Raw genomic sequence first — 21,711 nt, 5'->3', positions numbered from 1 at the left:
TTACGCTCTGGACAGGTGCAGGGCGAGTTGGGTGCGGTCGCGTAGGCCCAGTTTGCGCAGCATGCTCGACACGTGGTTCTTCACCGTCCCCTCGGTGATGAACAGCCGGGCGGCGATCTCCCGGTTGGTCGCACCCACCGCGATCATCCTGGCCACCTCGAGTTCCCGGCTCGACAGGAGCTCCTGGCCGTGAAAGCGGCTCGGCTCGCGCGGCTGCCCGCGCAGCTCGGCCACGAGCCGGGCGGCCACGGGTCCGTCGAGCACGGTCTCGCCCTCGTACGCCTTGCGGATGCCGTCGACCAGTTCCTCGGGCGAGCAGTCCTTCAGCAGGTAACCGCACGCTCCGGCGCGCAGCGCGCCGAAGATGTACGCGTCCTCCTCGAAGGTGCTGAGCACCAGCGCGGCGACGCTCGGGTGCTCGGCGGCGAGCCGGGCGGTCAGCTCGACCCCGTCCATCCGCGGCATCCTGGCGTCCACGAGCACCACGTCGGGGGCGCAGGCCGGCACGGCGGCCAGTGCCTCCCGGCCGTCGGCGGCCTCGCCCACCACCTCGATCCCGTCCTCGATCTCCAGCAGTTTGCGCAGTCCGCGGCGCATGAGCTCCTGGTCGTCCACGAGCAGTACGCGGATCATGGCCGGGCCACCGGCACCTCGGCCCGCAGCTCGAACCCGCCGTCGCGGGCGTTGGCCGCCAGGAAGCTACCGCCGACGGCCCGCACCCGCTCGGCCAGCGAGGACAGGCCGAACCCGGCCGCGCGCGCCGCGCCCTTGCCGTCATCGTCGATCGTCAGCACCACCCGATCCTCGCCGAAGTTCAGGCGGGCACGCACCCGGCGGGCCTCGGCGTGCCGCAGCGCGTTGGTGAGACCTTCCTGGAGTACGCGGTAGAGGACCAGCTCGGAGTCGGGGTCGATGCGGCGTTCGAGCCCGTCGACCGTGAAGCCGACCTCGATGCCGGTGCCCTCGAAGGACCGGGCCAGCTGGCCGAGCGCGGTGCTGCCGAGCTGGCCGTCCAGGGCGAGGGGGCGCAGCGCGCGCACCCAGCGCCGCGCCTCGGCCAGCGCCCGCACGGTCATCTCCTTGGCCTGGCGCACCTCCTCCCAGATCAGTTCCGGACGCCGCTCCCGATAGCGTTCGGCGTTCTCCAGGTTGATCTTGATCACGGTGAGCTGGTGCCCGATCGAGTCGTGCATGTCCCTGGCCATCCGGGCGCGTTCCTCGGCCACGGCCAGCTCCCTGATCCGCTCGATCAGCCGCTGCGCCGCCGCGCGCTGCCGCCCGGCCTCGAGCAGGGCGGAGGTCATGGCCAGGGAGAAGACGGCGAGCAGCGTCATCGGCATGACCTGGTCGAGCACTTCGCGCCAGGTGGCGCCGAACAGCACCAGGATGGACGCGCCCACGGAGAGCAGGTAGATCGCCGTGATCACGATGGCGCGGCGCATGTCGTACACGAAGGCGAGGTTCACCATCGCGACGAACACCAGCGCGATGTGCCACCCGCTCAGGAACTGACCGACGAACAAGATCGTCACCAGCAGTCCCGGGGCGGCCAGCTTGCGCACGGGGCTCGCGCCGGGGCTCCACGGCATGACCAGCCAGAGCACCGCCACCAGCGCCATCAGAGCGGCGAAGAGCCCGAGGCGCGGCCATCCGGCGGCAGATCCGGTGGTGGATTCCACGGCGGACCCGACGCCGCCGACCAGGACCGTCGCGAAGACCGACCAGAACACCACCGACAGCAGGGCAGGCCGACCGGGGTCGCGAAACATCACATCTGGGGACCCTACGCGGCCGCCCACCCCCGGGCATCCCCCCAGCGACACGGTACTTCGGTCATGTCCGGATCTACCCCATGCTCGATGTGCGGGGCGACGAGCGGGTTCTAGCGTGCCGCCATGCGAATTCTCGGTGCTGCCCTCGTCACGATCGCGATGCTGTTCGCCGCCATATTCGGAGTCGCCGCGATCAGCAACGTCCTGTTCGACGGCTCTCAGGCAGTGGCCCCGTTGATCACGGTGCTGGTGCTCCTCCTCCTTTACGTCTATCGGCGCTTCGTGAGCCACCGCCCGTGGTCCGGCCTCGGGATGACCTTGACCTGGCGGGCCCTGCCCCAGGCGCTGCTTGGCATGGCGGTGGGCCTGGCCGCCCTCCTCGCGGGCAACGCCGTGTCCGTCTGGGCGGGCGCGGCGACCTGGCAACCAGCGGCGATCGAGTCGCCCCTCATGCTCCCGCTCGCCATCGTCCTGATCATGCTGAGGGCCTCGTTCCCGGAGGAGCTGCTGTTCCGCGGCCATCTGTACGACACGCTGTCCGACCGGCTCAGCCCCCGCGCCGTTCTGGCGATCACCACGCTGTCCTTCGGCGCGATCCACATCCTGTCGAGCAGCCCCGCCTCGGGGATCGCGGAGAAGATCCTCTATGTCGTACAGGCCACCGCGCTCGGGCTGCTGTGCGGGGCGGCTCGGGCGCGAACGGGAGCGGTGTGGATGGCTGTGGGCGTACATACCTCGATCTACCTGAGCAGCGGCGCGTTCCCCACTCAGGAGATCAACTACGCGGTGCAGCTCACCCTTCAGACCGCCGCTCTCGTCCTGGCCTCCGTCCTGGTGCTCAGATTCCCGGGCGGCCGCGGCCGGGTGTCCGGTACCGGGGTTGAGGAACCGGGGAACAGCCGTTATCGATGAGAATGATCTTGTGCGGGGATGGCGACGGTTCGCGTCGGGTTGGCCTGGAACTCCTGTAGCCCCGGCGAGCCGCAAAGTAGGACCGGGACTCCTAGCAGGCCAGCTCGAGCGCCATGCGGGCAATGCGGTTCTCGTCCCCCGTCTTGACGTCACACTCCGCTGTCCCGCCGGAGTCGCCGGACTGCCAGGAGGTGGCGTGTCCCGAGCCGAGCCGCTTCCCGCCGCACTCCACGACGAAGTCAGCGTCTACCAGGTGACGCGCCACCTGGTAGACGACATACCGTCCCGCGGCACCGAAAGAGTTTTCACCGTGACGGCCCTTGGACGGATACATCTGGCCGATCGGTGCCAACGACTGGCTGACCCGCTTGCCCAACGACGTGATCGCCGTCTGCGGGTTGTCGAGCTTCACCCCGGTCACCTGCGCGACGCCCGACCGCAGCACCTGCATGGACGGGACCCACTTCTCGCCTTTTGCCAACGTTCTCGCTTCGGAGACCGCGGTGAGGACGTCACGGTCGTCGATGTTGGACCAGGTGAACGTGCATGACTCCTGGGAAGCAGTCACGGCTGTCGTGGTACAGGCGGACGAAAAGATGAGGATGCCGACTCCGGTGATGGCTGCGGTCACGATCTTATGCATGATGCATAGGACGCGAAGGACATCCCAAAGGTTCCCACGCGGGGGCCTTGACCGGAACGGTTCGCGGAACACCTATACGGAACACCCCGACCTGGGGCGGTTGCCCGGGCGGCTGGTGTTCCGGTGGGGGATCGCCTTACGGAACACCACCGGACCTCCCGCGCGAGATGCGACTGCCGCCCGGCGGGGGGACTGTCTCGAACCTCAATGCAGCTGTGAGTTAGATCACGGTTGAGGTTGACCTTGGGTCAGGGTGGAAGCTCGGCGCAGCGGCGCGACGCCGACCGGACATAACAGATTTGTAGGAGCAAACCACCATGTCCATCACCCTTTCCGACCAGGACAAGAGCACCCTGCGGATTGCCGCGTACGGCGCCGTGTCGCTGATGGCCGCGGCCGGTGCCGCCGGCAAGCCTCACAAGATCGCCACCAACGGTGGCATCGCGCTGGGCTCGGCCACCGGCCTGATCGGGCACGTGCTCGCCGACTACCCCAAGAGCAAGGACCTGACCGGCAAGTCCGTGGCCGAGATCGCCGACCGCGTGCTGCCGGCCCTGACCGCAGCCATGAACCTGCTGAAGCAGCAGGATCCGGCCGAGGCCGGCAACTTCCGCCGCACCGTCCTCGTCGCTGTCGAAACCGCCCAGATGCACCAGGGCCGGCCGAGCCCCGCCACGGCCGAGATGGCCCGCAAGATCACCGAAGCCCTCGACGCCGCCAGGGCAGCCGCTGCGGACAGCGGGGTCGTGCCGGAAGCTGCGGCCGGGCAGGATCGCCCGGAGCTGCAGAAGGCGATCGAGGAGATCGTAAAGTCCGGTTTCGTCGGGGTGTCGCTGCGGGTGAACGATGAGCGGGGCGCGTGGGCCGGCAGCGCCGGGGTGGCCGAGCTGGGCGGGACCGCCAAGCCGCCGGTCAACGGGCATGCCCGGATCGGCAGCAACACCAAGACCTTCACCGCGACCCTGGTGCTGCAGCTGGTGGCCGAGGGCAAGATCGAGCTGGACACCCCGGCGGCCGACTACCTGCCCGAGTTCGGGCTGGACGAGCGGATCACGGTGCGGATGCTGTTGCAGCACACCAGCGGGCTGTTCAACTTCACCGGCGAGGTCTACGACGACGGGTCGATCGTGCACGGGATCCCCGTGCCCTACGGCACCACGGGCAAGGAGTGGGTGGACAACCGGTTCCACACCTACCGGCCCGAGGAGCTGGTACGACTGGCGCTGTCCAAGCCGGCCCGGTTCGAGCCGGGGACGGGCTGGAGCTATTCCAATACCAACTACGTGCTGGCCAGGCTGCTGATCGAAAAGGTCACCGGCCGCTCGCTCGCCGAGGAGATGCAGCAACGGATCCTGGGGCCGCTCGGGCTGTCGGGCACGGTGGTGCCGGACGCCTCGCCGGAGATCCCTGAGCCACACACCCACATCTACTACCGCTACGAGGATGCCGGCCGGCAGAAGACGATCGACATCACCCGCCACAACCCCTCCTGGGTCTCCACCGGCGGTGACATGATCTCGACCAGCCAGGACCTGCACACGTTCATCACTGCGCTGATAGGCGGCAAGCTCCTGCCGACCGCACTGCTGGCCGAGATGTGCACCCCGCGCGCCACGGGCATCCCGAACTTCGAGTACGGGCTGGGAGTGATCGTCCAGAAAACGGATTGCGGCGGCACCGTCATCACCCACAACGGCGGCACGGTCGGCTCCACGACGCTGATGTACAGCACACCCGACGGCAGCAAAACCATGACCGCCGTACTGAACTGGGTGGACGACGCCGACATGTCCATAGCGACAACGGTCCAGAACGCCCAGCAAAGGCTCGTCAACGAGGTGTTCTGCGGCGAGCAGGCCGATCCGGCTCAGCCGGCGGACTGAACACCTGTGACCCGTACGCCTTCAGAGGCGACCCCTTCCGGTCGTGCATCAGGGAGAACGTGAATTGGGGGCCACCTGCTCGGCTGGGGTCTGCCTTGTCGCCGAGCTCGAGCACAAGGCAGGATTTAGCCGATGAACGGAGTCACGATCGGGCAGGCGGCGGCATTCGTCGGCGTCACCGTCAAGACGGTGCGGCACTACCACAAGCTCGGCCTGGTGAAGGAGCCAGAACGCGACGGCTCCGGCTACCGCAGGTACGGATCGGCCGAGCTGTTGCGGCTGGTGCAGGTCCGGACGCTGGCCGCCGCCGGGGTGCCGCTGGCCGAGATCGGGCCAATGATCGACGCCGACGCCGCCCAGTTCGCCGCCGCGCTCGCCGACGTCGAGCGGCAGCTCACCGAACGGATCGAGGAGCTGATCGCGCGCCGTGACATGCTGCACCGGCTCGCAGACGGAGACCGGGCCCTGCTGCCCGACCGCGCCGTGGCGCTGCTGGAGCGGCTGTCCGGCCTCGGCGTCCCCGCGGAGGAGGTGGCGGCCACCAGGGAGGGCTGGGTGCTGGCCAGGGCCCTGGTCCCCGAGGGATTCGGCGACTTCCTCACCCATGTCGAGCACGCCCTCGACGACCCCCGCTTCGTCGCGTTGAGCAAGCACGCAATCCAAGCCACGGCATGGGAGCCGGACGACCCGCGCCTGGCCGAGCTCGCCGCTGCCGTTGCCGAGCACTTCCTCGCCAACCCCGCACACCTGAAGATCGTGACCGGCCTGCAAGCCCGCACCGACGCCGCGGCCCGGTACCACCTGATCGCCCACTACGGCGAAGAGCAGGGATCGGCCGCGGCCCGGGGGGTCGCGCTCGTCGAGGCCAAGCTCCGCGCCGCGGGCATCCATATCCCCAGACCAGACACCCACTGATCGCGCCGGTCCCCGGTCCTTCGGCCCGGGGACCGGCCGGGGTCTGCCGGCAGACGCCGCTGGAGCGGCTCGTCCCACGCTGGGTGCATCTCCTCAGCCATCCACGCGTCCTTCGACGGAGCGGCCAAAGGACAGGATCGCGCTGCCAGGCCGGGCACGACGGGCGATTCGCCCTCCAGCTCAAGGAAAGCCTCAGGACAAGGACTGGGCGATGAGTTCGGCACGATGGCCACGGCCGTCGACGAGTGCATCACCAAGGTCTCCGGCATCGACAAGGTCGGCCCCCAGGTGGTCCGACAGGAGAACACCGGTCTGCTCGCTCAGATGATCGCCGCCCTGGAAGCCCGTCTCACTGAAACCACAGGCTGAACAAGCTGGATGAACCTCTCTCAGCGCGTCAACGGGACGTCCATCCTTGCTCCAGCAGTTGCGTCCGGACCAGCTCGACGAGGGCGCGATCTGCTTCGGCTTGGTCCGCGTTCTCGGGATCCCCGAGGCTGGCGGTCACGGCCGACCAGCCTTCCAGCGCGGAGATGACCAGGTCCCATTGCGGTCGGCTCAAAGTCAGCGTTGAGGTCTGGCCGGGCGCTGGCCAGTGCTTGAACCCGGCCAAGTCACGCGGCCAGTCCGGGATCTGGTCCCAGCCGGCCTGACGAATGCTGTCGCCGAGATCGACTACGTTCCCCGGGTCGCCCTCGACAACTTCAACGCTCACCTCGTTGTCCATCGTGGCATCGATGATCAGCCACCGGCTGGTCTCCATCTGCACTCGATAGTTGGTCTCTTCGGCGGAGGGATGACTCATGCCATGTGATCATCACGGTCCCATATTGGTCCGTCAACCGCTCAGGCCTTGACAACGAGACCCGCGTATTAGAGGAGTGCCGCGCCGCGCCCTTGACGACCCCGAGGCGCTCTCCGCACGCTCGGTTCTTCTTGGGCCCGGGCTGCGTTCGGTCAACTTGGCTTACGTGAAAGAAGAGGTCATCGTCCTCTGACCTGCTGGAAGGGACCTCCAACCCTAGATAACGATCGCAGTGTTGATCAACCGGGGTGGTTGGCCCGCCAGTCCTGGATCTGGTTTTGCAGATTTTGGAAGAAGCTGCTCACCTGGTTCGCCTGTTCGGAGACGTTCTTGACCAGCTTGGAGTAGAAGTCGGCCACATCATCGAACCTGTCAGTGAAGAAGTCGCTGACCCCGTCGAAAGCCGCGATTATTTCGTCTACCTGGCCGGGGTGGGCTTCCCCGCTCTCGATAATCTTGTCCCTTAGCACATCGAACAAGTCATTGAACCCGCGCTTGAACTTGTCCGCCTGTTTGCGGATTAGATCTTGGAAGTCACTCCTGGCCTTATCGCCGTTGAGGAACTGCTGCGCGGCAGCCGCGAGGTCCATGTTCTCGGCGACTAGCTCCTGGGTGCCGGTCACGAAGACGTCGAAGGCTTCCCGGACCTCGGCGGGAAGATCGGGCACCTTGGCTGTCGAGATGTGGCTGGGGAGGACGTGCTTCGCTGGCGGCGTGCGCCCCGCAGCGACTTCGGCGATGTGGAGCTTGCCGTGTTCGTGGATAGAGCGGACCAGATTCTCAAACTCCGCACCGCTGAGGGCCGAGGACATGCTGTCTCCTTTGGCTGGGTGTCGAGCCGCCGCCAGCGCGCGGCTCCGGGTTTCGCTCTCGCAGGATGCTCCACCTTCACCCAAGCAACCTAGAAACGATCTGTCCATCCAGCGGTCAAGCGCATCAGCCAGACTGGATGGACCGTTCGACGATCCACCGGCGCGACAGCCGCCGCAGCCGGCCTACTTGCCTTACATGGCTTAACGACCTTCAAGCTGCTGACCAGCTACTTCGCTCAAGAACGCTAGATAGCAATGGGACACACGTTCGAGGCAACATGGTGTGAAGATCAGCCAACGTGCCACACGTGAAAGAAAAGATCATCTCGCTCTGACCTGTGAGAAGAGGCCGAGAACCCAAGATAGCCGGCTTCCTCGAGACGGCCGGCCATCTGCTCCCACGCCGCATCCAGCGCCAGCAGCTTGGCATCCAGGTGCGCCTGGACCGGGTCGGTCAGCGACAGCGAGGCGAGCACGTCCTCGCTGATCGCCTCCCACGCCGGGCCGTCCAGCAGATGGGCGCGCGGATCGGCCCACCGCAGCGACGGGGCGGCGAACACGTCCCGCACCTGCGACCTCGCTTCTCGACCAGGAATCCGGCCGAGTTCGCCACATGGGGATGGCTACTGCTGTGGGCCTCCGCGGCAGCCGTACGAAACAACCAGGGCGACGAAGCCGATGCGACCATTCACGGGCGTTGGAGATCCACAACACCGTACGGCTGTCGAACCGGCTGTCCAGCAGCACGAAGCACCGGTACATGCTCGACGTCGCCAGCGCCAACGCCTCCGCACGGAATGCGGCGGAGTCGTGGGCGATACTTCATGACCTACGGACTCGGGTACCGCACTGGCTCAAGTACCAGTCGTTCGCCCGACGTGTGGTGGATCAGCTCATTGAGAACAGATCGCGGGCGCTTCGTGCCGACCAAGCCGAGATCGCGACGTTCCTGGGTGTCGAATCCTGATCGAACTGCCACCACCTGTGGCAGGTGCCGCGCGGAGAATCTCCATGTGCCACATCACGTCCCTGGAGTGGCATGTAACTCTCCGTGATGCTTGGTGGCATGTCCGCCACTCCCCCGGAAGCCTTGAACCCCGGCTCCGGCCCCCATGCTCCCGCTGCCGCAGAGCAGCTCAGAGATGAGCTTGAAACGCTGGGTATCCACGCCGACGTTCACGAGGGTTACGGGATGGCTCTCGTGTCGGTGTGGGTCGGCCTGGTCGTCTGGTGCGACGGTGAACGCTACTGGTGGCGTACGGGATGGGACGCCCAGCGTAGGCGCGTGCTTTACGCCTGGCATTCCGCTGTCGAACCTGCCCGCGCTGCTCGCCGGGTGGCTCTCCGGTATGCCGATCTACGCGCGAATCATCCGCTGTCCGAGGTGATCGCCGACGTCACATCCGGTGCCGGGGCCGCAGCAGTCGACGGCGCGCGATGAGAGAGCCTTGGTACGCGATCGACTGCAACCCGCCACGCCCAGCCACCCGTCGCCAACCGTACGTGATCCGTTGCCTCTGACCTCTGGAGATCGACCCACCGGGCTTCTAGATTCGGTCGCATGGGGATCGGGCTGACCGAGGAACACCGGGCGCTGGCCGCCTCCGTACGCGGGCAGGCCGAGCGGGACACCAGCCACCGGGCGCTGGCCGAGCAGGGGGTGCTCGGGCTGCACCTGCCCGAGGAGTACGGCGGTCAGGGCTACGGGCTGCTGGAGCTGGCCGTGGCGCTGGAGGTGCTCGGTGAGCGGCGCCTGCCCGGCGCCTACCTGCCGACCGTGCTCGCCTCTGCGGTGCTGGCGCGGTCCCGGGGACCGAAGGACCTGCTCGGCGGCCTCGCCGACGGGTCGCTCAGCGCGGCGGTCGCCCTGCACGGTACGGCCGGCGGCGACGCGCTGCTCGCCCTGGGCTCCCCCAAGGCCGACGTCTTCCTGCTGCCGATCGGGGACGGGGAGTGGTCGCTGTTCGAGTGGCAGGACGTCACCGCCGAGCCGTTCGAGAGCGTGGACCTCGACCGCGCCGTGTGCTCGATCGTGGGGTTCACCGGGACGCGGAAGCGGCCGCTCGGTGTCGTGCCGGTTCGCGAGGTGGCCGCCGTGCTGCTGGGCGCGGACTCGTGCGGGGTGGCGGCCTGGGCCGTGGCGACGGCCGCCGAGTATGCCAAGGCGCGCGAGCAGTTCGGGCGGCCGATCGGGCAGTTCCAAGGGGTCAAGCACCGGGTGGCGGCGGCGCTGGTGGCGCTGGAGCAGGCACGCGCCGCCGTCTGGGACGCGGCCAGGGCCCTGGACGAGGCGATTCCCGCCGCACCGACCCTCGGCCGTACGCGGGTCACGAGCGGGTCGGCCGCGAGTCGTACCGGACCGTGGATGGTCGGCGATGAGGCGCGGCTGACGGTCGGGGTGGCGGCGGTGCTGGGGCCCGATGCGGCCGTACGGTGTACCGCCGACGCGATCCAGGTCCTCGGCGGCATCGGCTACACCTACGAGCACGACGCGCATCGCTACTATCGCCGGGCCCTGTCCGACAGGATGCTGGCCAACGATCCGGGGGTGTGGGCCGAGAAGGTGGCCGAGTTGGCCGCCGCGGGGGTGCGGCGGCGCATGGAGCCCGATCTGCCCGAGGAGGCGGCGAAGGTACGCGACACGATCTGGGCCGAGGCGGCGTCCCTGCGGGCGTTGGAGCCAGAAGCGAGGCTGGGGAGGTTCGCCCGGGAAGGGTGGATCATGCCCTATCTCCCGAAGCCGTGGGGCCGGGCGGCGTCACCGCTGGAGCAGGTGATCATCCACCAGGAGTTCCGCGATCTCGGTCGCCCGAACCTTGGCATAGCGGCGTGGGCCGTGCCCTCCATCGTCAAGTACGGCACCCGCGAGCAGGCCGAACGCTTCCTGCCCAGGACGTTCACCGGCGAGATCGTCTGGTGCCAGCTCTTCAGCGAGCCGGGCGCGGGCTCCGACCTGGCGGGCCTGTCGACGAGGGCGACCCGGGTGGAGGGCGGCTGGTCCCTGACGGGCCAGAAGATCTGGACATCTCTCGCCCAGTATGCAAATTTCGGGATATGTCTGGCGAGGACTTCCCCCTCGAAACCCAAGCATCAGGGCATCACCTACTTCCTGGTGGAGATGGCCACGCCGGGCATCACCATCAGGCCGCTCAAGGAGATCAACGGCGAGGAGATCTTCAACGAGGTGTTCCTGGACGACGTGTTCGTACCCGATGACCTGGTGGTCGGCGAGGTCGACGGCGGCTGGCGGGTGGCCCGCGACACGCTCTCGCACGAACGGGTCGCGCTCGGCGACTCCTGGGGCCCCGGCTCCCAGCACACCGACATGATCGAACTCGTCGGCAAGCTGCCCGACCTCCGCCAGTCCCAGCGCGAACAGGCGGGCCGTCTGTGGGCGGAGGGCCAGGCCATCTCGGCGCTCGGCCTGCGCGTGACGCTCTCCCAGCTCTCGGGCACCGACCCGGGTACGGCCCCCAGCGTGCGCAAGCTCCTCGGCATGCGCCACGCCCAGGCCGTCTCCGAGTACTGCTGGTCACTCGACCCGTCGAACGCCCGCTGGTCACGGACGATCCTGACCACCAGGGCGTTCACCATCGGCGGCGGCACCGCCGAGGTCCAGCTGAACATCATCGCCGAACGCGCCCTCGGCCTGCCCCGCGACCCTTAGCTTTTGAGATGGTACGGCGCCGCGAGGTGGGCGAACACGATGGTGTTGTCCCGGTAGCTGTGCGCCTGCCGGTCAAAGCTCCCCCCGCAGGTCACCAGCCGCAGCCCCGGATAGTCGATCTTCCCGTACACCTTCTTGGTGGGGAAGCTCTTCTTCGGCGTGTGCTCGACCCGGTCCACCACGAACACGGCCACGGACCGGTCGGCCCGCAGCACCTGCACCTGCTCGCCGCGCTTGACGTTCTTGAGTCTCGCGAACACGGCCGGGCCGCTCTTCGTGTCGAGATGGCCGGTGATCACGGCGGCGCCCCGCCCGCCGGGGACGGCGCCGTAGCGGTACCAGCCGGCGAGGTTCGGCGGGTCGAAGGGCGGGTTCTGGATCGCCCCGGCGGCGTCGAGGCCGAGCTCCATCAGCGGCGCCGACACGCCGATCGAGGGGATGTAGACGGCCGTGGGCCGCGCGGCCTTCATCGGCTTGGCGACCTTGTCGAGCGGCACGTTCAGGGACGGCAGGCTGGTGGCCTTGAGCGCATGGGGCACCTGGGGTCCGGCGGCCGCCACGGATTCGGATGCGCCGTCGCCGAGCATGCCGTTGATCCCGAACCCGATCAGCAGCACCCCGGCCAGCGACACCACACCCGCCCCGGCCCAGATCAGCTTCGAGCCAGCCACCGTCTCACCGCCCCGTCTCCCATGCCATCGGCCGCTTCAGCGTTGGGCCGCCCGCGCCATCCTCTGCACCGGTCGCTTCAGCGTTGGGCCGCCCGCGCCATCCTCTCCGCATCCGCGTCGCCCTTGCCGCGCCGCACGGCGAACCCGGTCAGCCCCGCCCCGGCCAGCAGCGCGACGCCGCCCGCCGCGAACGGCCACACCGGCGGCTCAGGCACCAGCCCGCCGCCGCCCGTCTCGGGATGGCCCTGCGGCATCCGGTGCTCTTCTTCGTCGGCCGGCTTCCACGGCCGGTCGGGCTCCTTCGAGGGCGCCGGCTCACTGGGCGGCGGTGACCACGAGTCGTCCGTCGCGGGCGCGCTGGACCAGCTGTCGAGCGGGTTGGGGATGGGCAGGTCAGGCACCGCGAGCGACGGCTGGACCTCGCACGGCAGGATGGGCAGCAGGCAAGTGGCACCCGCGTTCGGCTCGTCCCGTGTGGAGGCCGAAGCGGTTCCGATGCCCGCCGCCATGCACACGCCACCGGCCACGAAAGCCGCCAATGCTCCGGCGGCTGCGAGACGTCGCGCTCTTGTCATCTGAATTGTGGCGCGGAGACCCGGTCCTTCAGGGCCGGGAGGAAGCGCCACCCCTCCTTTCGAAAAGAGTATGGAAAGTCTCGGTCACGTTTCGGTAATGTGTGCGGTGGGTGAGGATCCTGTGACAGGAGGTGCGCGATGGCGATCCGCCGCTCCGCGACCAAACGTCACGGCCTGCCCACGATCATGCAACTGCGGTTCACGCCCGCCCCGGCCCAGGCCGACGCTCTGACGGCGGCGGTGCAGGTGTGCAATCAGGCGGCCACCGTCGTCTCCCGCCTGGCCTTCCAGCATCGCGTCTTCGCCGTGGTGGAGTTGCATCGGCTGGCCTATTACGAGGTGCGGGCGCAGGTGGCCGGGCTGGGCGCGCAGGCGGCCGTGCGGGCGATCGCCCGGGTCGCCGGCGCGTACGCCAACCGGCGCGCTTCCAAGAAACGCGCTCACATCTTCCGCCCGTACGGCGCTGTCCCCTATGACGCCCGGCTGATGAGCTTCAACCGTGACGCCCGCACGGTGTCGCTGTGGACCCCCACCGGCCGCGTCACCATCCCCTACACCGGCCGGTCGGAAGACCTCAAAGCCGTGGACGCGTTGCCGCTGGGGGAGGCGGACCTGATCTGCCGGCGCGGCGTGTGGTTGCTGCAGGTTACCGTCACTCTGCCCCGACCGGTGGTGCGTGAGCCGGTCGGCGGCTTTGTGGGGGTGGATCAGGGGGTGGCCAATTTGGCGGTCACCTCCGATGGTGCGGTGCTGCCCGGCCCCGCCCTGCCGGGGCCGGTCGGCGGTAACGGCCACGTCCGCACGCTGCGGGAGCGGCGGCACCGGCAACGCCGGCGCCTGCAGAGGAAGGGGACGTCTGCGGCGCGGCGGGTGCTGCGTCGTCTGTCCGGGCGGGAGCACCGGATGATGACCGACCTCAACCACCAAATCTCGAAGTTCGTGGTGCGTGAAGCCGAACGCACCGGCCGCGGGATCGCCCTGGAGGATCTTCAGGGCATCCGCGGCCGGGTAAGGGCTCATCGGTTCCAGCGGCGCACCCTGCACACCTGGGCCTTCGCCCAGCAGATCACCTTCACCCGCTACAAGGCCGCCCGGGCCGGGATCGCCTTCCTGCTGGTCGACCCCGCCTACACCTCGCAGGCCTGTCCGGAATGCGGGTACGTCAGCCGGGCGAACCGACCGGCACGGGGCCGGTTCGTCTGCACCAGGTGTGGCCTCGCTGGGCACGCCGACCACATCGCAGCCCGCAACATCGCCACACGCGGCATAGCGGGCTGGGCTGCCATCAACCAGCCACACGCTACCGGCCTCCCCTCAGCCAGACGGGACCGCGAGAGCAAACCACCAGCCTCAATCAACCAGTGGTAGTTGATAACAAGGCTCCCGAATCGGCTGTCACGCCCCGAGATAGAAAGAAAGCCTCGCGAATTATTAGACCAAGAGTCAAGTAATGTGACCGAAGTGAAATCAGTCGCTTACTTTCCGCTTTCACCCATCCCGCGAACTGCGGAATGAACGGCAAATGGCCTACAGGCAGTGACCGCAGCCCGATGACTACTTGACGCCAGACGGCAAGTACTTGCTATCGTCTGTCAAGTGAGTACGAGCGAGCACGTCGCGTTGGCCGGTGAGCTGATCGGACTGATCGAGCGGCGGATCGTCGATCCGTTGGAGATCCTGTTCGGCTCGGACGAACAGGTGAGTCCGGTCAGGGATCGATTGCGGATCGAGGCCGAGGTGTGGGCCGCGCAGTTGCTGGGACCCGACGACCGGCTCGCGGTTCATACGGCAGCGCGGCTGATAGCGGCGGTCTTTCCCGGAGACAGCCCGTTCGATCCACCCGACGAGTGGTGGCGCACCGCCTTTGGCCGGACGGTGGCCAGACGTGTGGGCCACCCGGGCAAGGTCGCGGTGCCGTTCGCCACGGCGGGGGCGATGCTCGGCATCACCCGGCAGGGCGTTCACGACCTCGTCAAACGCGCGAAGCTCGACCGCCATCCCGACGGCGGGGTGACCACAGAATCCATACACGAACGACTGAACCAACCTCAGGAGCGTTATGCCACACGACGTGACCATTACTGACCACGAAATCCCCCTCGCCGCGCGGGACTTGGGCGGGGACGGCGAGCCCGTGCTTCTTCTCCACGGACTCGGCGGCACCTTGGAAGCCTGGGACGGGCTGGAACTCGGCGACCACCGGGCCGTGGCCATGGACTTGCGGGGCCACGGCCTGTCCGGAGACGGGCCGTGGGAGTGGGAAAGAGTCCTGGACGACATCGAGGCCGTGGTGCGGCATTTCGACCTCGGCAACCCGGCAATCGCCGGGCACTCGCTGGGCGGAATGCTCGCCGTGCTGTGGGCCCGGCGCCACCCCGAATGCCCCGGCATCGTCAACCTGGACGGATTGCGGTCAGCTGAGAACGACCCGGACAACTATCCGGGGATGGATCCGGCTGAGAGGGACCAAGAGCTGGCGAAACTCAAGGCCATGTTCGACGCGCAGGCCGCGAACATGAGTCAGCCGCTACCCGCCGAGTTCCAAGGGATGTTCCCCAAGAGAGCTCTCACTGAGAAGGGCGGGAACACATACGCCCGGCCTGGCGCGGAGCTCCTCGAAGCGGTGCGATACGCGCCGGAGTTCCGCGACACGATTCCGCTGCTGCGTCAGGTCACCTGTGCCGCGCTGGTGGTGATCCCGACACAGGACCCGCCAGGGATGTCGGGCGGGGAATTGATGGAGGCGTTCAGAAGGGGAGTGCGCCGGGACCTCGCCGATGTACCGCCCAATATTCAGGTTAAAGAGCTGGACGCCAGCCACAATATGCTCGCCGAGCAGCCGAAGATGGTCGCCGCGCTCGTAACAGACTTCCTCACCGCGAACAGCTCGGGCAGCGCCTCATCAGCGTGAATCCGAATGCCCCGCGCTCGGCGCCGGCAGATCAGTCTTGGTCTCTGTCCCTGGCCTTGCTGGGCTGCACGCGCTTGGGCTCGCCGGGCATCTTCGGGTAGTTGGGGGGATAGGGCATGTCGCCGCGTTCGTCGCTTTCGTAGCGGTCGAGCAGGGCCTCGATCGAGTACGCCTGGTCGTCGATGGCGGTGTGGACGTCGCCCAGCTTGGCGAAGCGGGCCGGGACCGTGCGGATGTCGAAGTCGCGCGGGTCGGCGTCCGCCAGCTCGTCCCAGGTGAGCGGGGTGGAGACGGTGGCGTCGGGCCTGGCCCTGACGGAGTAGGCGCTGGCTATGGTGCGGTCGCGGGCGTTCTGGTTGAAGTCGATGAAGACCCGTTCGCCGCGTTCCTCCTTCCACCAGGCGGTCGTGACCAGGCTGGGGTCCCGCGCCTCGATGGCTCTGGCCAGGGCGATGCCCGCGTACCGTACCTGGACGAAGTCCCAGCGCGGCTCGATCCGCACGGCGATGTGCACACCGCGGTTGCCCGAGGTCTTCACGAACCCGGTCATCCCCAGCTCGTCCAGCACCTCACGGGTCAGGAACGCGGCCTTCCGCGCGGCGTCGAACTCCAGGCCGGGCTGCGGATCGAGGTCGATGCGCAGCTCGTCGGGGTGCTCGGTGTCGGCGGCGCGCACCTGCCAGGGGTGGAAGTCGATGGTGCCGAGGTTGGCGCAGTAGGCGATGGCGGCAACCTCGGTGACACGCAGGGAGTCGGCCTTGCGCCCGCTGGGGAACGTGACGGTCACGGTCTCGAGCCAGTCGGGATGCTTGGGCGGCATCCGCTTCTGGTAGATCGCCGGGCTGTTCACGCCGTCGGGGTGGCGTTTCAGGTTGGTCGGCCGATCCTTGAGCGACCGCAGGGCGCCGTCGCCGACACTCACGTAGTACTCGACCAGCTCGCGCTTGGTCGCCCCGATCTCCGGGAAGTACACCTTGTCGGGATTTGTGACCTTAACGGTCCGCTCCCCCACCTCAATCTCAACAAACGGTGACGCCATGCCCCCAACCTAACGCGCCTCGGGTGGAGATCGCCTGCACGCCGTACCTCATTCTCTTGACGATCTTGTACGGCAGGCACGGTGAGCCCCACCCACCGCGCGGGACCGGCGCCTGTCCAGGGAAACACTCCTCCGGCGTAGACGACTGAGCGCCGTGTCGTGACGCCACGACCATCCGCGTGGAACGACCGAGCCGAGCGCCTACGCGCACGGGCCATCGAATTTGTGGGACTCAGGGAAGATAAGAAAGTGCGGCCTCTATCGCATCTTCCATGGAGCCGGTTTCCTTCCCCGACTCACCGCGAGTCGTGGACTCAACCCGAAATCTTCCATTACGAAGCCTGGCGATCCAAATCTCTCCCCGCGACCTGTCCATGACATCCAAGGCAAGGCGAATCGTGCCGTGAGACACGTACGGAAACAGCGTCCGCAGGCGATCCACCTGATGAATCGCCAGCAGCACGGGAGCGACGTGCCGAAATTCGGCGTCGCCGAGAAGAGAGTCCCATTGAGCCGAAACTGGATCGCCGCTTTCATAGGCCTCAGCCAGATGGCTGATGCTCATGAACGGGAACCGGTCAACCAGTGCCCTCAACGACGCCCCTCGACGCCAAGCGTCGGCCACTCCGACCACGGCAGAAAGATCATCAGTCCCGCCACTCGCCCAGGGATGAACATCATCTCGAATCGCGATGGAGAACAGGCGCCTCTGGACACCAAGCAGAACCGAGATGACGCCACGATCCGAACTCATGTCCACGGTGCTGAACCGGCCGGTCCCAGGCTGCGTATCGAGTATCCCGAGATCGATATCACTGCGCTCCGCGAGCTCGCGCACCGCGGGCGCAAGACCGCCCAACCGAACGAGGTCTGGGTAAAGGTCACCGTCCAGGACGCTCGAAGGGTCAAGGCCCGAACTGCCACTTCCGCCTGCCATTTATGGACGCCTTCAGGATCGAGGGACAGGTCTTATTGATTCTAACCGAAAGAGGGGTCAGGCTTTCTCCACGCAGAGGGACCCCCCGCATCTCAGGGCAGCTCGGGCAGCCTCCCGAAAGAGCTCCAATCCGGCTCCGGGACGTTCACCGAATCGCCGGCATCATCATAGAATTTTACGGAACTCCACTCTCTTTGCCCATGATGAACGGCTCTGGCGATCCAGCTCATCTCTTCCTCGGTTGCTTGAGTTCTCTGTCTTCCGCGAACTTACGCGTACCTGCCTTCCTGTATCCCAGAGCTACACCGCAGTTGTGAACAAGGACGGGTGTGTCCCCAGCGGCTACATAGAAGGAGTGGAAGTCGGTGACGGTCAGATCGTGGACAGTGGGGTGGCCCTGCTTCGTGGCGACGCTGACGACATCGATGGCGACGCTGTCAGGGGCACGAAGGCGGCCGCCGCTGGCGAGTTGGTCGGCGCGGACCCAGGCGCCGTCCTTGGTGTCCCAGAACAGGTGGTGTTCGGTGGCGAGGATGACGCCGGTGGCGTCGCCCTTCTTGCCGTCGATGTCGACCGTGATCTGGACGAGGTTGAGGTAGGCGACGCCGGAGAAGGCGGCGACGACCGCCTTCGGTGCGGTCTTGCCGGCGATCGGGTCGGTGGCGAGGACCTTGTCACCGGGCTTGATCTTCTCTATCGCCTTGGACGTGCCGTCGGCGAGCTTGACCATGGTGCCGGCGACGGTGCGGCAGAAGGTGTGAGCCCGGCCCCAGGCCGCATGTCCGCGCGGGGCGTGGCGCGCGAGCTCCTCTCAGACCCCCATAAGGGAAATTCGGCGATGAGGTGTGCACGTAGTTCGGCTGTCGCTCAAGGTCGATGTTGAAGTTATGGTGGTGGAGATCCACGACGGACTCGGCTGCGCTGGAGTACGACCGCGAGTGACGTAGCGACTGAGGCGAGCAATGAAGAAGGGGCCGGCAGTAACGTAGTTTTGATTGAACTGGGATCCATCGGCCTCTTCATAGCGCTGCGCTGGACCATTGATTTCAGACGGAGTTGAACGTAATGCAGATGTACCACCCCAAGCTCATCGCGCCGATACGGAGAGTGGGACGGCGAGAATTTAATCTAGCGCGCCACATAGTCGTGATGGGCATTGTGAATCGCACGCCCAACTCGGGCCTGGATCCTAATCGGTCGATGGAGCTTGGTGAGACGATCGCGACGGCGGAGCGGGCGCTACGGGATGGCGCGGAATGGCTTGACGTAGGGGGCCGGGCGTTCCGCTCTGATCAGCCACCGTTGTCGGGGGCGGAAGAGATAGACCGAGTGGTGCCGGTGATCAAGGGCATTCGGGAGAAGAGCGACGCCGTGATCAGCGTGGACACTCACCTGCCGGAGGTCGCGGAGGCGGCCTACAAAGCGGGTGCCGATGTGATCAATGACACGAACGGGCTCCGTTCGCCGGGGATGGCGAGCCTTATCGCCGAGACGGGGATGAGCGTGGTCATTACCCACAGCATCGGCGGGCCGGGGGAGGTGGTAGCGAGCCCCCAATATGGGGATATCGTCAGCGAGGTGACGGAATTCCTTCGCCACCGGGCGGACACCGCGGTTGGACATGGCATCAAACCGGAGAAGATCTTCATCGATCCGGGGCACGACCTGAACAAGAACACCGAGCACTCGAACACGATAACCCGCCGTCTGGGAGAGATCGCGGCGATCGGATATCCCGTACTCGTGGCGTGCAGCAACAAGCATTTCATTCGGGAAAGCCTCGGGGTAGCACGAGACAGCGAAGCGCTGAAGGCGGGAACGATCGCGGCGAACACGATGTGCGTTCATCAGGGCGCGCGGGTCGTGCGAGTCCATGATGTCGCCGGGAATGTCACTGCGATGAGAGCGGCGGAATCACTGCTCGGTTTGGCGTAAATCTGTGCGACGGGAGCCAAGCCGTCCGCCCAATGCGTAGCACCCGAAGGGCGAGCGTCAAGCGAGTTGGGCCGGTGGCTTGGCGGACGTTTGCTGAGGTGCGCGGCCGGTGCGCGGGCTCGGCGAGTCCAGCGGGCCAACGGCACGCGCCGTACGTGCCCCAGGGAACCGGCCGGCCTCCGCCCGGCCCCTTGCGGCGCCTGGGTTGACGGTGCTTGCCGTAAAAAAGAGGTTGATATGAGGTGGTCCGGCCCGGAGCGGGCGCGGTGGCGGGACCGGCGCTCGACGGGACGGACCAAAAGATCACTCGCCACCGTTCCGGGCGCTGGCGCGCCACCCGGCCGGTCTTCGGATCGCCGGCGGCGCCAGCACGGGCGTGGGCTGTGCCGCGCAGGCGATCCGGCGAGTGATCTCACCTCTGGGCAGGAGGTGATGACACCCCCTTGTCGTCAAAGACGCAAATTGGCCCCAGAAGGGATGCTTCACCCAACGGAGATCTCTTTTTGCCGGATCTCGTACGCTGGAAGTATGGAAAAGGTGGTCAAGAGCGATGCCGAGTGGCGGATCCAGCTCTCTCCCGACGAGTTCCACGTGCTCAGGGAGGCGGGCACCGAGCGTCCGTTTACCGGCGAGTACGTCGACACCAAGACCGAGGGCGTCTACTCCTGCCGGGCGTGCGGGGCCGAGTTGTTCCGGTCGGACACGAAGTTCGAGTCGCACTGCGGGTGGCCGAGCTTCTTCCAGCCGTCGGATTCGGACGCGGTGCGGCTGATCGAGGATGCCAGCCACGGCATGGTGCGTACCGAGGTGCGCTGCGCGCGGTGCGACTCTCATCTGGGGCATGTCTTCCACGGCGAGGGGTACGCCACGCCCACGGATGACCGTTATTGCATCAACTCCGTGTCCTTGCGGCTCGAACCCAGCGCGTGAACGACCGGCGACACCGCGTATCGAGCGCGTGGAGCGGGTAAGTACTCCGCTGTGAATCTTGTTCATCTTCGTCACCGCTGGCACACGATCGAGGCCATCGGCCGCGTCGTGACCCAGCGGTGCGAAGTGTGCTTCAAGACCCGCACACGCGTGCGCTAGCTCTCCCGGCGGCCAGGGACGAGCACGAGTTCGGTCATGTCCACAGCGCGGCGACGCGGCCGACGAAGGCGGTCATGTCCGCGACGCGGCGACACAGGCGGTCGTGCCCACAGGGCGGCGAGGCGGACGGTCACGTCCATAGCGCGCTGACGCGGGCGACGAGGGCGGCGCCCTGGGCGTAGCCGGCCTCGGCGCTGGCGCCCCGCACGGCGGGGTCGAGAGGGTCGGCGCCGACCGCCGCCAGTGACGCCTCGTCGGGCTCGATCACCTCGACCTTCCCGCCCGTCACCGCGGGCTCGGAGCCGAGCTCGGGCATCGGGGCGAGGATGAGGATCCGGTCGTACCCGGAGGCGAGGTCGGCGTTCGTCATCGAGCGCATGCCGCCGTCGATGTAACGCACGCCGTCGATCGTCACCGGCGGCCAGACGACCGGGATCGCGCAGCTCGCCGCGACCGCGTCGACCAGCGCCACGCCCGAGCCGGGCCCGAAAAGGGCGGGCTCGCCCGTGACCGCGTCCACGGCCACGATGACGAGGTCGCGCTCCGGCCAGGTGTGGACGGGCAGGCGCGCCTCGATCACCCGGCGGCGTTCGGGCTCGCCGACGGTGTCGGCGGCCAGGGCCAGCCCGCCGAACCTGCGCCGCTGCTCGGCCGGGTCCTCCGTGCTCTCGTAGACCTCCTGCATGGTCGCCCACAGCTGCTCCATGGGGACGCCGCTCGGGAGCTCGGGGGCCTGGAGGGCGGGGTTGGTCTGGCGTTCGAGAAGGTCGGGCAGCGTCAGGCCGCTGGTGACCTGCGCGGCGACGACGGATCCCGCCGAGGTGCCGATGACCTTGTCGGCGGAGGCGGCCACGTCCACTCCCCCCGCGGCCAGGCCGGCCAGCACGCCGGTGGTCCACGCGATCCCGGCGACCCCGCCGCCGCCCATCACCAGTGCCCGCTTGATCTCGCTCATATGAAGGCCCCTCGCTCGCTACCGAAGACGATGTAATCCCCAACCGGCCGTGAGCCGATCGTCTTCCTGACGGGGATGGCCGGGCCACCACCATGGTTCCCTGGGCGGGGTTTCGTCACGCGACCGTTTCAATCCCTTGCGACGGCCCGTCGTGGCTGGGGTCTCTGGGGAGACATACCCCCTCCGGGGG

Annotated in this window: 23 protein-coding genes and 1 pseudogene; 12 read left to right on the top strand and 12 right to left on the bottom strand. The window is 67.4% G+C overall.

The window, feature by feature from the left end:
* Together AB0L53_RS14480 and AB0L53_RS14475 are read right to left on the bottom strand one after the other, a co-directional pair.
* Positions 1-633, bottom strand: coding sequence for a response regulator transcription factor (locus tag AB0L53_RS14480; protein ID WP_363993319.1), 633 nt, complete (start codon positions 631-633; stop codon positions 1-3).
* On the bottom strand, positions 630-1,769 hold the full coding sequence (locus tag AB0L53_RS14475; RefSeq protein WP_363993655.1) for a sensor histidine kinase: 1,140 nt from the start codon (positions 1,767-1,769) through the stop codon (positions 630-632). The genes AB0L53_RS14480 and AB0L53_RS14475 overlap by 4 nt, the downstream gene beginning before the upstream one ends.
* Before the next feature lie 126 nt (positions 1,770-1,895).
* Here AB0L53_RS14475 and AB0L53_RS14470 point away from each other — a divergent pair, with 126 nt between their 5' ends.
* Positions 1,896-2,684 carry a type II CAAX endopeptidase family protein gene (locus tag AB0L53_RS14470; protein WP_363993318.1) on the top strand — a complete coding sequence of 263 codons (789 nt, stop codon included), beginning with the start codon at positions 1,896-1,898 and terminating at the stop codon, positions 2,682-2,684.
* A gap of 91 nt (positions 2,685-2,775) precedes the next feature.
* Here AB0L53_RS14470 and AB0L53_RS14465 read toward each other — a convergent pair whose 3' ends face one another.
* Positions 2,776-3,252 carry a hypothetical protein gene (locus tag AB0L53_RS14465; RefSeq protein ID WP_363993317.1) on the bottom strand — a complete coding sequence of 159 codons (477 nt, stop codon included), beginning with the start codon at positions 3,250-3,252 and terminating at the stop codon, positions 2,776-2,778.
* A 392-nt stretch (positions 3,253-3,644) separates the two neighbouring features.
* Between AB0L53_RS14465 and AB0L53_RS14460 the strand changes: the two genes are divergently transcribed.
* The 3 genes from AB0L53_RS14460 to AB0L53_RS14450 all read left to right on the top strand — a co-directional run bounded on the left by AB0L53_RS14460 (position 3,645) and on the right by AB0L53_RS14450 (position 6,494).
* The gene (locus tag AB0L53_RS14460) at positions 3,645-5,210 is read left to right on the top strand and encodes a serine hydrolase domain-containing protein (RefSeq protein ID WP_363993316.1); all 1,566 of its coding nucleotides are present in this window, start codon (positions 3,645-3,647) and stop codon (positions 5,208-5,210) included.
* A gap of 132 nt (positions 5,211-5,342) precedes the next feature.
* The gene (locus AB0L53_RS14455) at positions 5,343-6,125 is read left to right on the top strand and encodes a MerR family transcriptional regulator (protein ID WP_363993315.1); all 783 of its coding nucleotides are present in this window, start codon (positions 5,343-5,345) and stop codon (positions 6,123-6,125) included.
* 225 nt (positions 6,126-6,350) lie between these two features.
* Complete coding sequence (locus AB0L53_RS14450) at positions 6,351-6,494, top strand: hypothetical protein (protein ID WP_363993314.1); 144 nt, start codon at positions 6,351-6,353, stop codon at positions 6,492-6,494.
* Between the two features lie 28 nt (positions 6,495-6,522).
* On the opposite strand, the gene AB0L53_RS14445 is transcribed toward AB0L53_RS14450, so the two are convergent.
* From AB0L53_RS14445 to AB0L53_RS14435, 3 genes and pseudogenes are all read right to left on the bottom strand, one after another.
* A complete protein-coding gene (locus AB0L53_RS14445) occupies positions 6,523-6,930 on the bottom strand; it encodes a hypothetical protein (protein WP_363993313.1) in 408 nt (135 codons plus the stop codon).
* A gap of 239 nt (positions 6,931-7,169) precedes the next feature.
* Entirely contained in the window at positions 7,170-7,742 is a 573-nt protein-coding gene (locus tag AB0L53_RS14440; protein WP_363993312.1) for a hypothetical protein, read from the bottom strand.
* 386 nt (positions 7,743-8,128) lie between these two features.
* Positions 8,129-8,308: pseudogene (locus AB0L53_RS14435) on the bottom strand (hypothetical protein); the annotation flags it as partial.
* 131 nt (positions 8,309-8,439) lie between these two features.
* Between AB0L53_RS14435 and AB0L53_RS14430 the strand changes: the two are divergent.
* From AB0L53_RS14430 to AB0L53_RS14420, 3 genes are all read left to right on the top strand, one after another.
* Entirely contained in the window at positions 8,440-8,709 is a 270-nt protein-coding gene (locus AB0L53_RS14430; protein WP_363993311.1) for a hypothetical protein, read from the top strand.
* 99 nt (positions 8,710-8,808) lie between these two features.
* The gene (locus AB0L53_RS14425; RefSeq protein WP_363993310.1) at positions 8,809-9,183 is read left to right on the top strand and encodes a hypothetical protein; all 375 of its coding nucleotides are present in this window, start codon (positions 8,809-8,811) and stop codon (positions 9,181-9,183) included.
* A 120-nt stretch (positions 9,184-9,303) separates the two neighbouring features.
* The gene (locus AB0L53_RS14420) at positions 9,304-11,409 is read left to right on the top strand and encodes an acyl-CoA dehydrogenase (RefSeq protein ID WP_363993309.1); all 2,106 of its coding nucleotides are present in this window, start codon (positions 9,304-9,306) and stop codon (positions 11,407-11,409) included.
* Here the strand turns inward: AB0L53_RS14420 and AB0L53_RS14415 are convergent.
* Both AB0L53_RS14415 and AB0L53_RS14410 read right to left on the bottom strand, forming a co-directional pair.
* Entirely contained in the window at positions 11,406-12,080 is a 675-nt protein-coding gene (locus AB0L53_RS14415) for a class F sortase (protein ID WP_363993308.1), read from the bottom strand. The genes AB0L53_RS14420 and AB0L53_RS14415 overlap by 4 nt on opposite strands.
* Before the next feature lie 77 nt (positions 12,081-12,157).
* Positions 12,158-12,655, bottom strand: coding sequence for a hypothetical protein (locus AB0L53_RS14410; RefSeq protein ID WP_363993307.1), 498 nt, complete (start codon positions 12,653-12,655; stop codon positions 12,158-12,160).
* 138 nt (positions 12,656-12,793) lie between these two features.
* Here AB0L53_RS14410 and AB0L53_RS14405 point away from each other — a divergent pair, with 138 nt between their 5' ends.
* From AB0L53_RS14405 to AB0L53_RS14395, 3 genes are all read left to right on the top strand, one after another.
* Entirely contained in the window at positions 12,794-14,023 is a 1,230-nt protein-coding gene (locus tag AB0L53_RS14405) for a transposase (protein ID WP_363993306.1), read from the top strand.
* A gap of 252 nt (positions 14,024-14,275) precedes the next feature.
* Positions 14,276-14,740 (top strand): hypothetical protein, encoded by a 465-nt coding sequence (locus AB0L53_RS14400; protein ID WP_363993305.1) that lies wholly within the window; start codon positions 14,276-14,278, stop codon positions 14,738-14,740.
* A complete protein-coding gene (locus tag AB0L53_RS14395) occupies positions 14,727-15,566 on the top strand; it encodes an alpha/beta hydrolase (protein ID WP_363993304.1) in 840 nt (279 codons plus the stop codon). Before AB0L53_RS14400 ends, AB0L53_RS14395 begins: the two co-directional genes overlap by 14 nt.
* A gap of 31 nt (positions 15,567-15,597) precedes the next feature.
* On the opposite strand, the gene ligD is transcribed toward AB0L53_RS14395, so the two are convergent.
* From ligD to AB0L53_RS14380, 3 genes are all read right to left on the bottom strand, one after another.
* A complete protein-coding gene (gene ligD / locus AB0L53_RS14390) occupies positions 15,598-16,605 on the bottom strand; it encodes a non-homologous end-joining DNA ligase (RefSeq protein ID WP_363993303.1) in 1,008 nt (335 codons plus the stop codon).
* Between the two features lie 232 nt (positions 16,606-16,837).
* A complete protein-coding gene (locus tag AB0L53_RS14385; RefSeq protein WP_363993302.1) occupies positions 16,838-17,443 on the bottom strand; it encodes a DUF6193 family natural product biosynthesis protein in 606 nt (201 codons plus the stop codon).
* Between the two features lie 325 nt (positions 17,444-17,768).
* Positions 17,769-18,272: a polymorphic toxin-type HINT domain-containing protein gene (locus AB0L53_RS14380; RefSeq protein ID WP_363993301.1), complete on the bottom strand. Its 504-nt coding sequence runs from the start codon at positions 18,270-18,272 to the stop codon at positions 17,769-17,771.
* 335 nt (positions 18,273-18,607) lie between these two features.
* On the opposite strand from AB0L53_RS14380, the gene folP reads away from it, so the two are divergent.
* Positions 18,608-19,477: a dihydropteroate synthase gene (gene folP / locus AB0L53_RS14375; protein ID WP_363993300.1), complete on the top strand. Its 870-nt coding sequence runs from the start codon at positions 18,608-18,610 to the stop codon at positions 19,475-19,477.
* A 528-nt stretch (positions 19,478-20,005) separates the two neighbouring features.
* Positions 20,006-20,407, top strand: coding sequence for a peptide-methionine (R)-S-oxide reductase MsrB (msrB, locus tag AB0L53_RS14370; protein ID WP_225289313.1), 402 nt, complete (start codon positions 20,006-20,008; stop codon positions 20,405-20,407).
* Positions 20,408-20,696: 289 nt separating this feature from the next.
* On the opposite strand, the gene AB0L53_RS14365 is transcribed toward msrB, so the two are convergent.
* A complete protein-coding gene (locus AB0L53_RS14365) occupies positions 20,697-21,521 on the bottom strand; it encodes a patatin-like phospholipase family protein (RefSeq protein WP_363993299.1) in 825 nt (274 codons plus the stop codon).
* Positions 21,522-21,711 lie beyond the last annotated feature (190 nt).

The sequence above is a fragment of the Nonomuraea sp. NPDC052129 genome, assembly GCF_040680095.1.
Lineage (GTDB): Bacteria > Actinomycetota > Actinomycetes > Streptosporangiales > Streptosporangiaceae > Nonomuraea.
The sequence above is the reverse complement of the archived record's forward strand: the minus strand, read 5'-3'. Positions and strand labels throughout refer to the sequence as shown.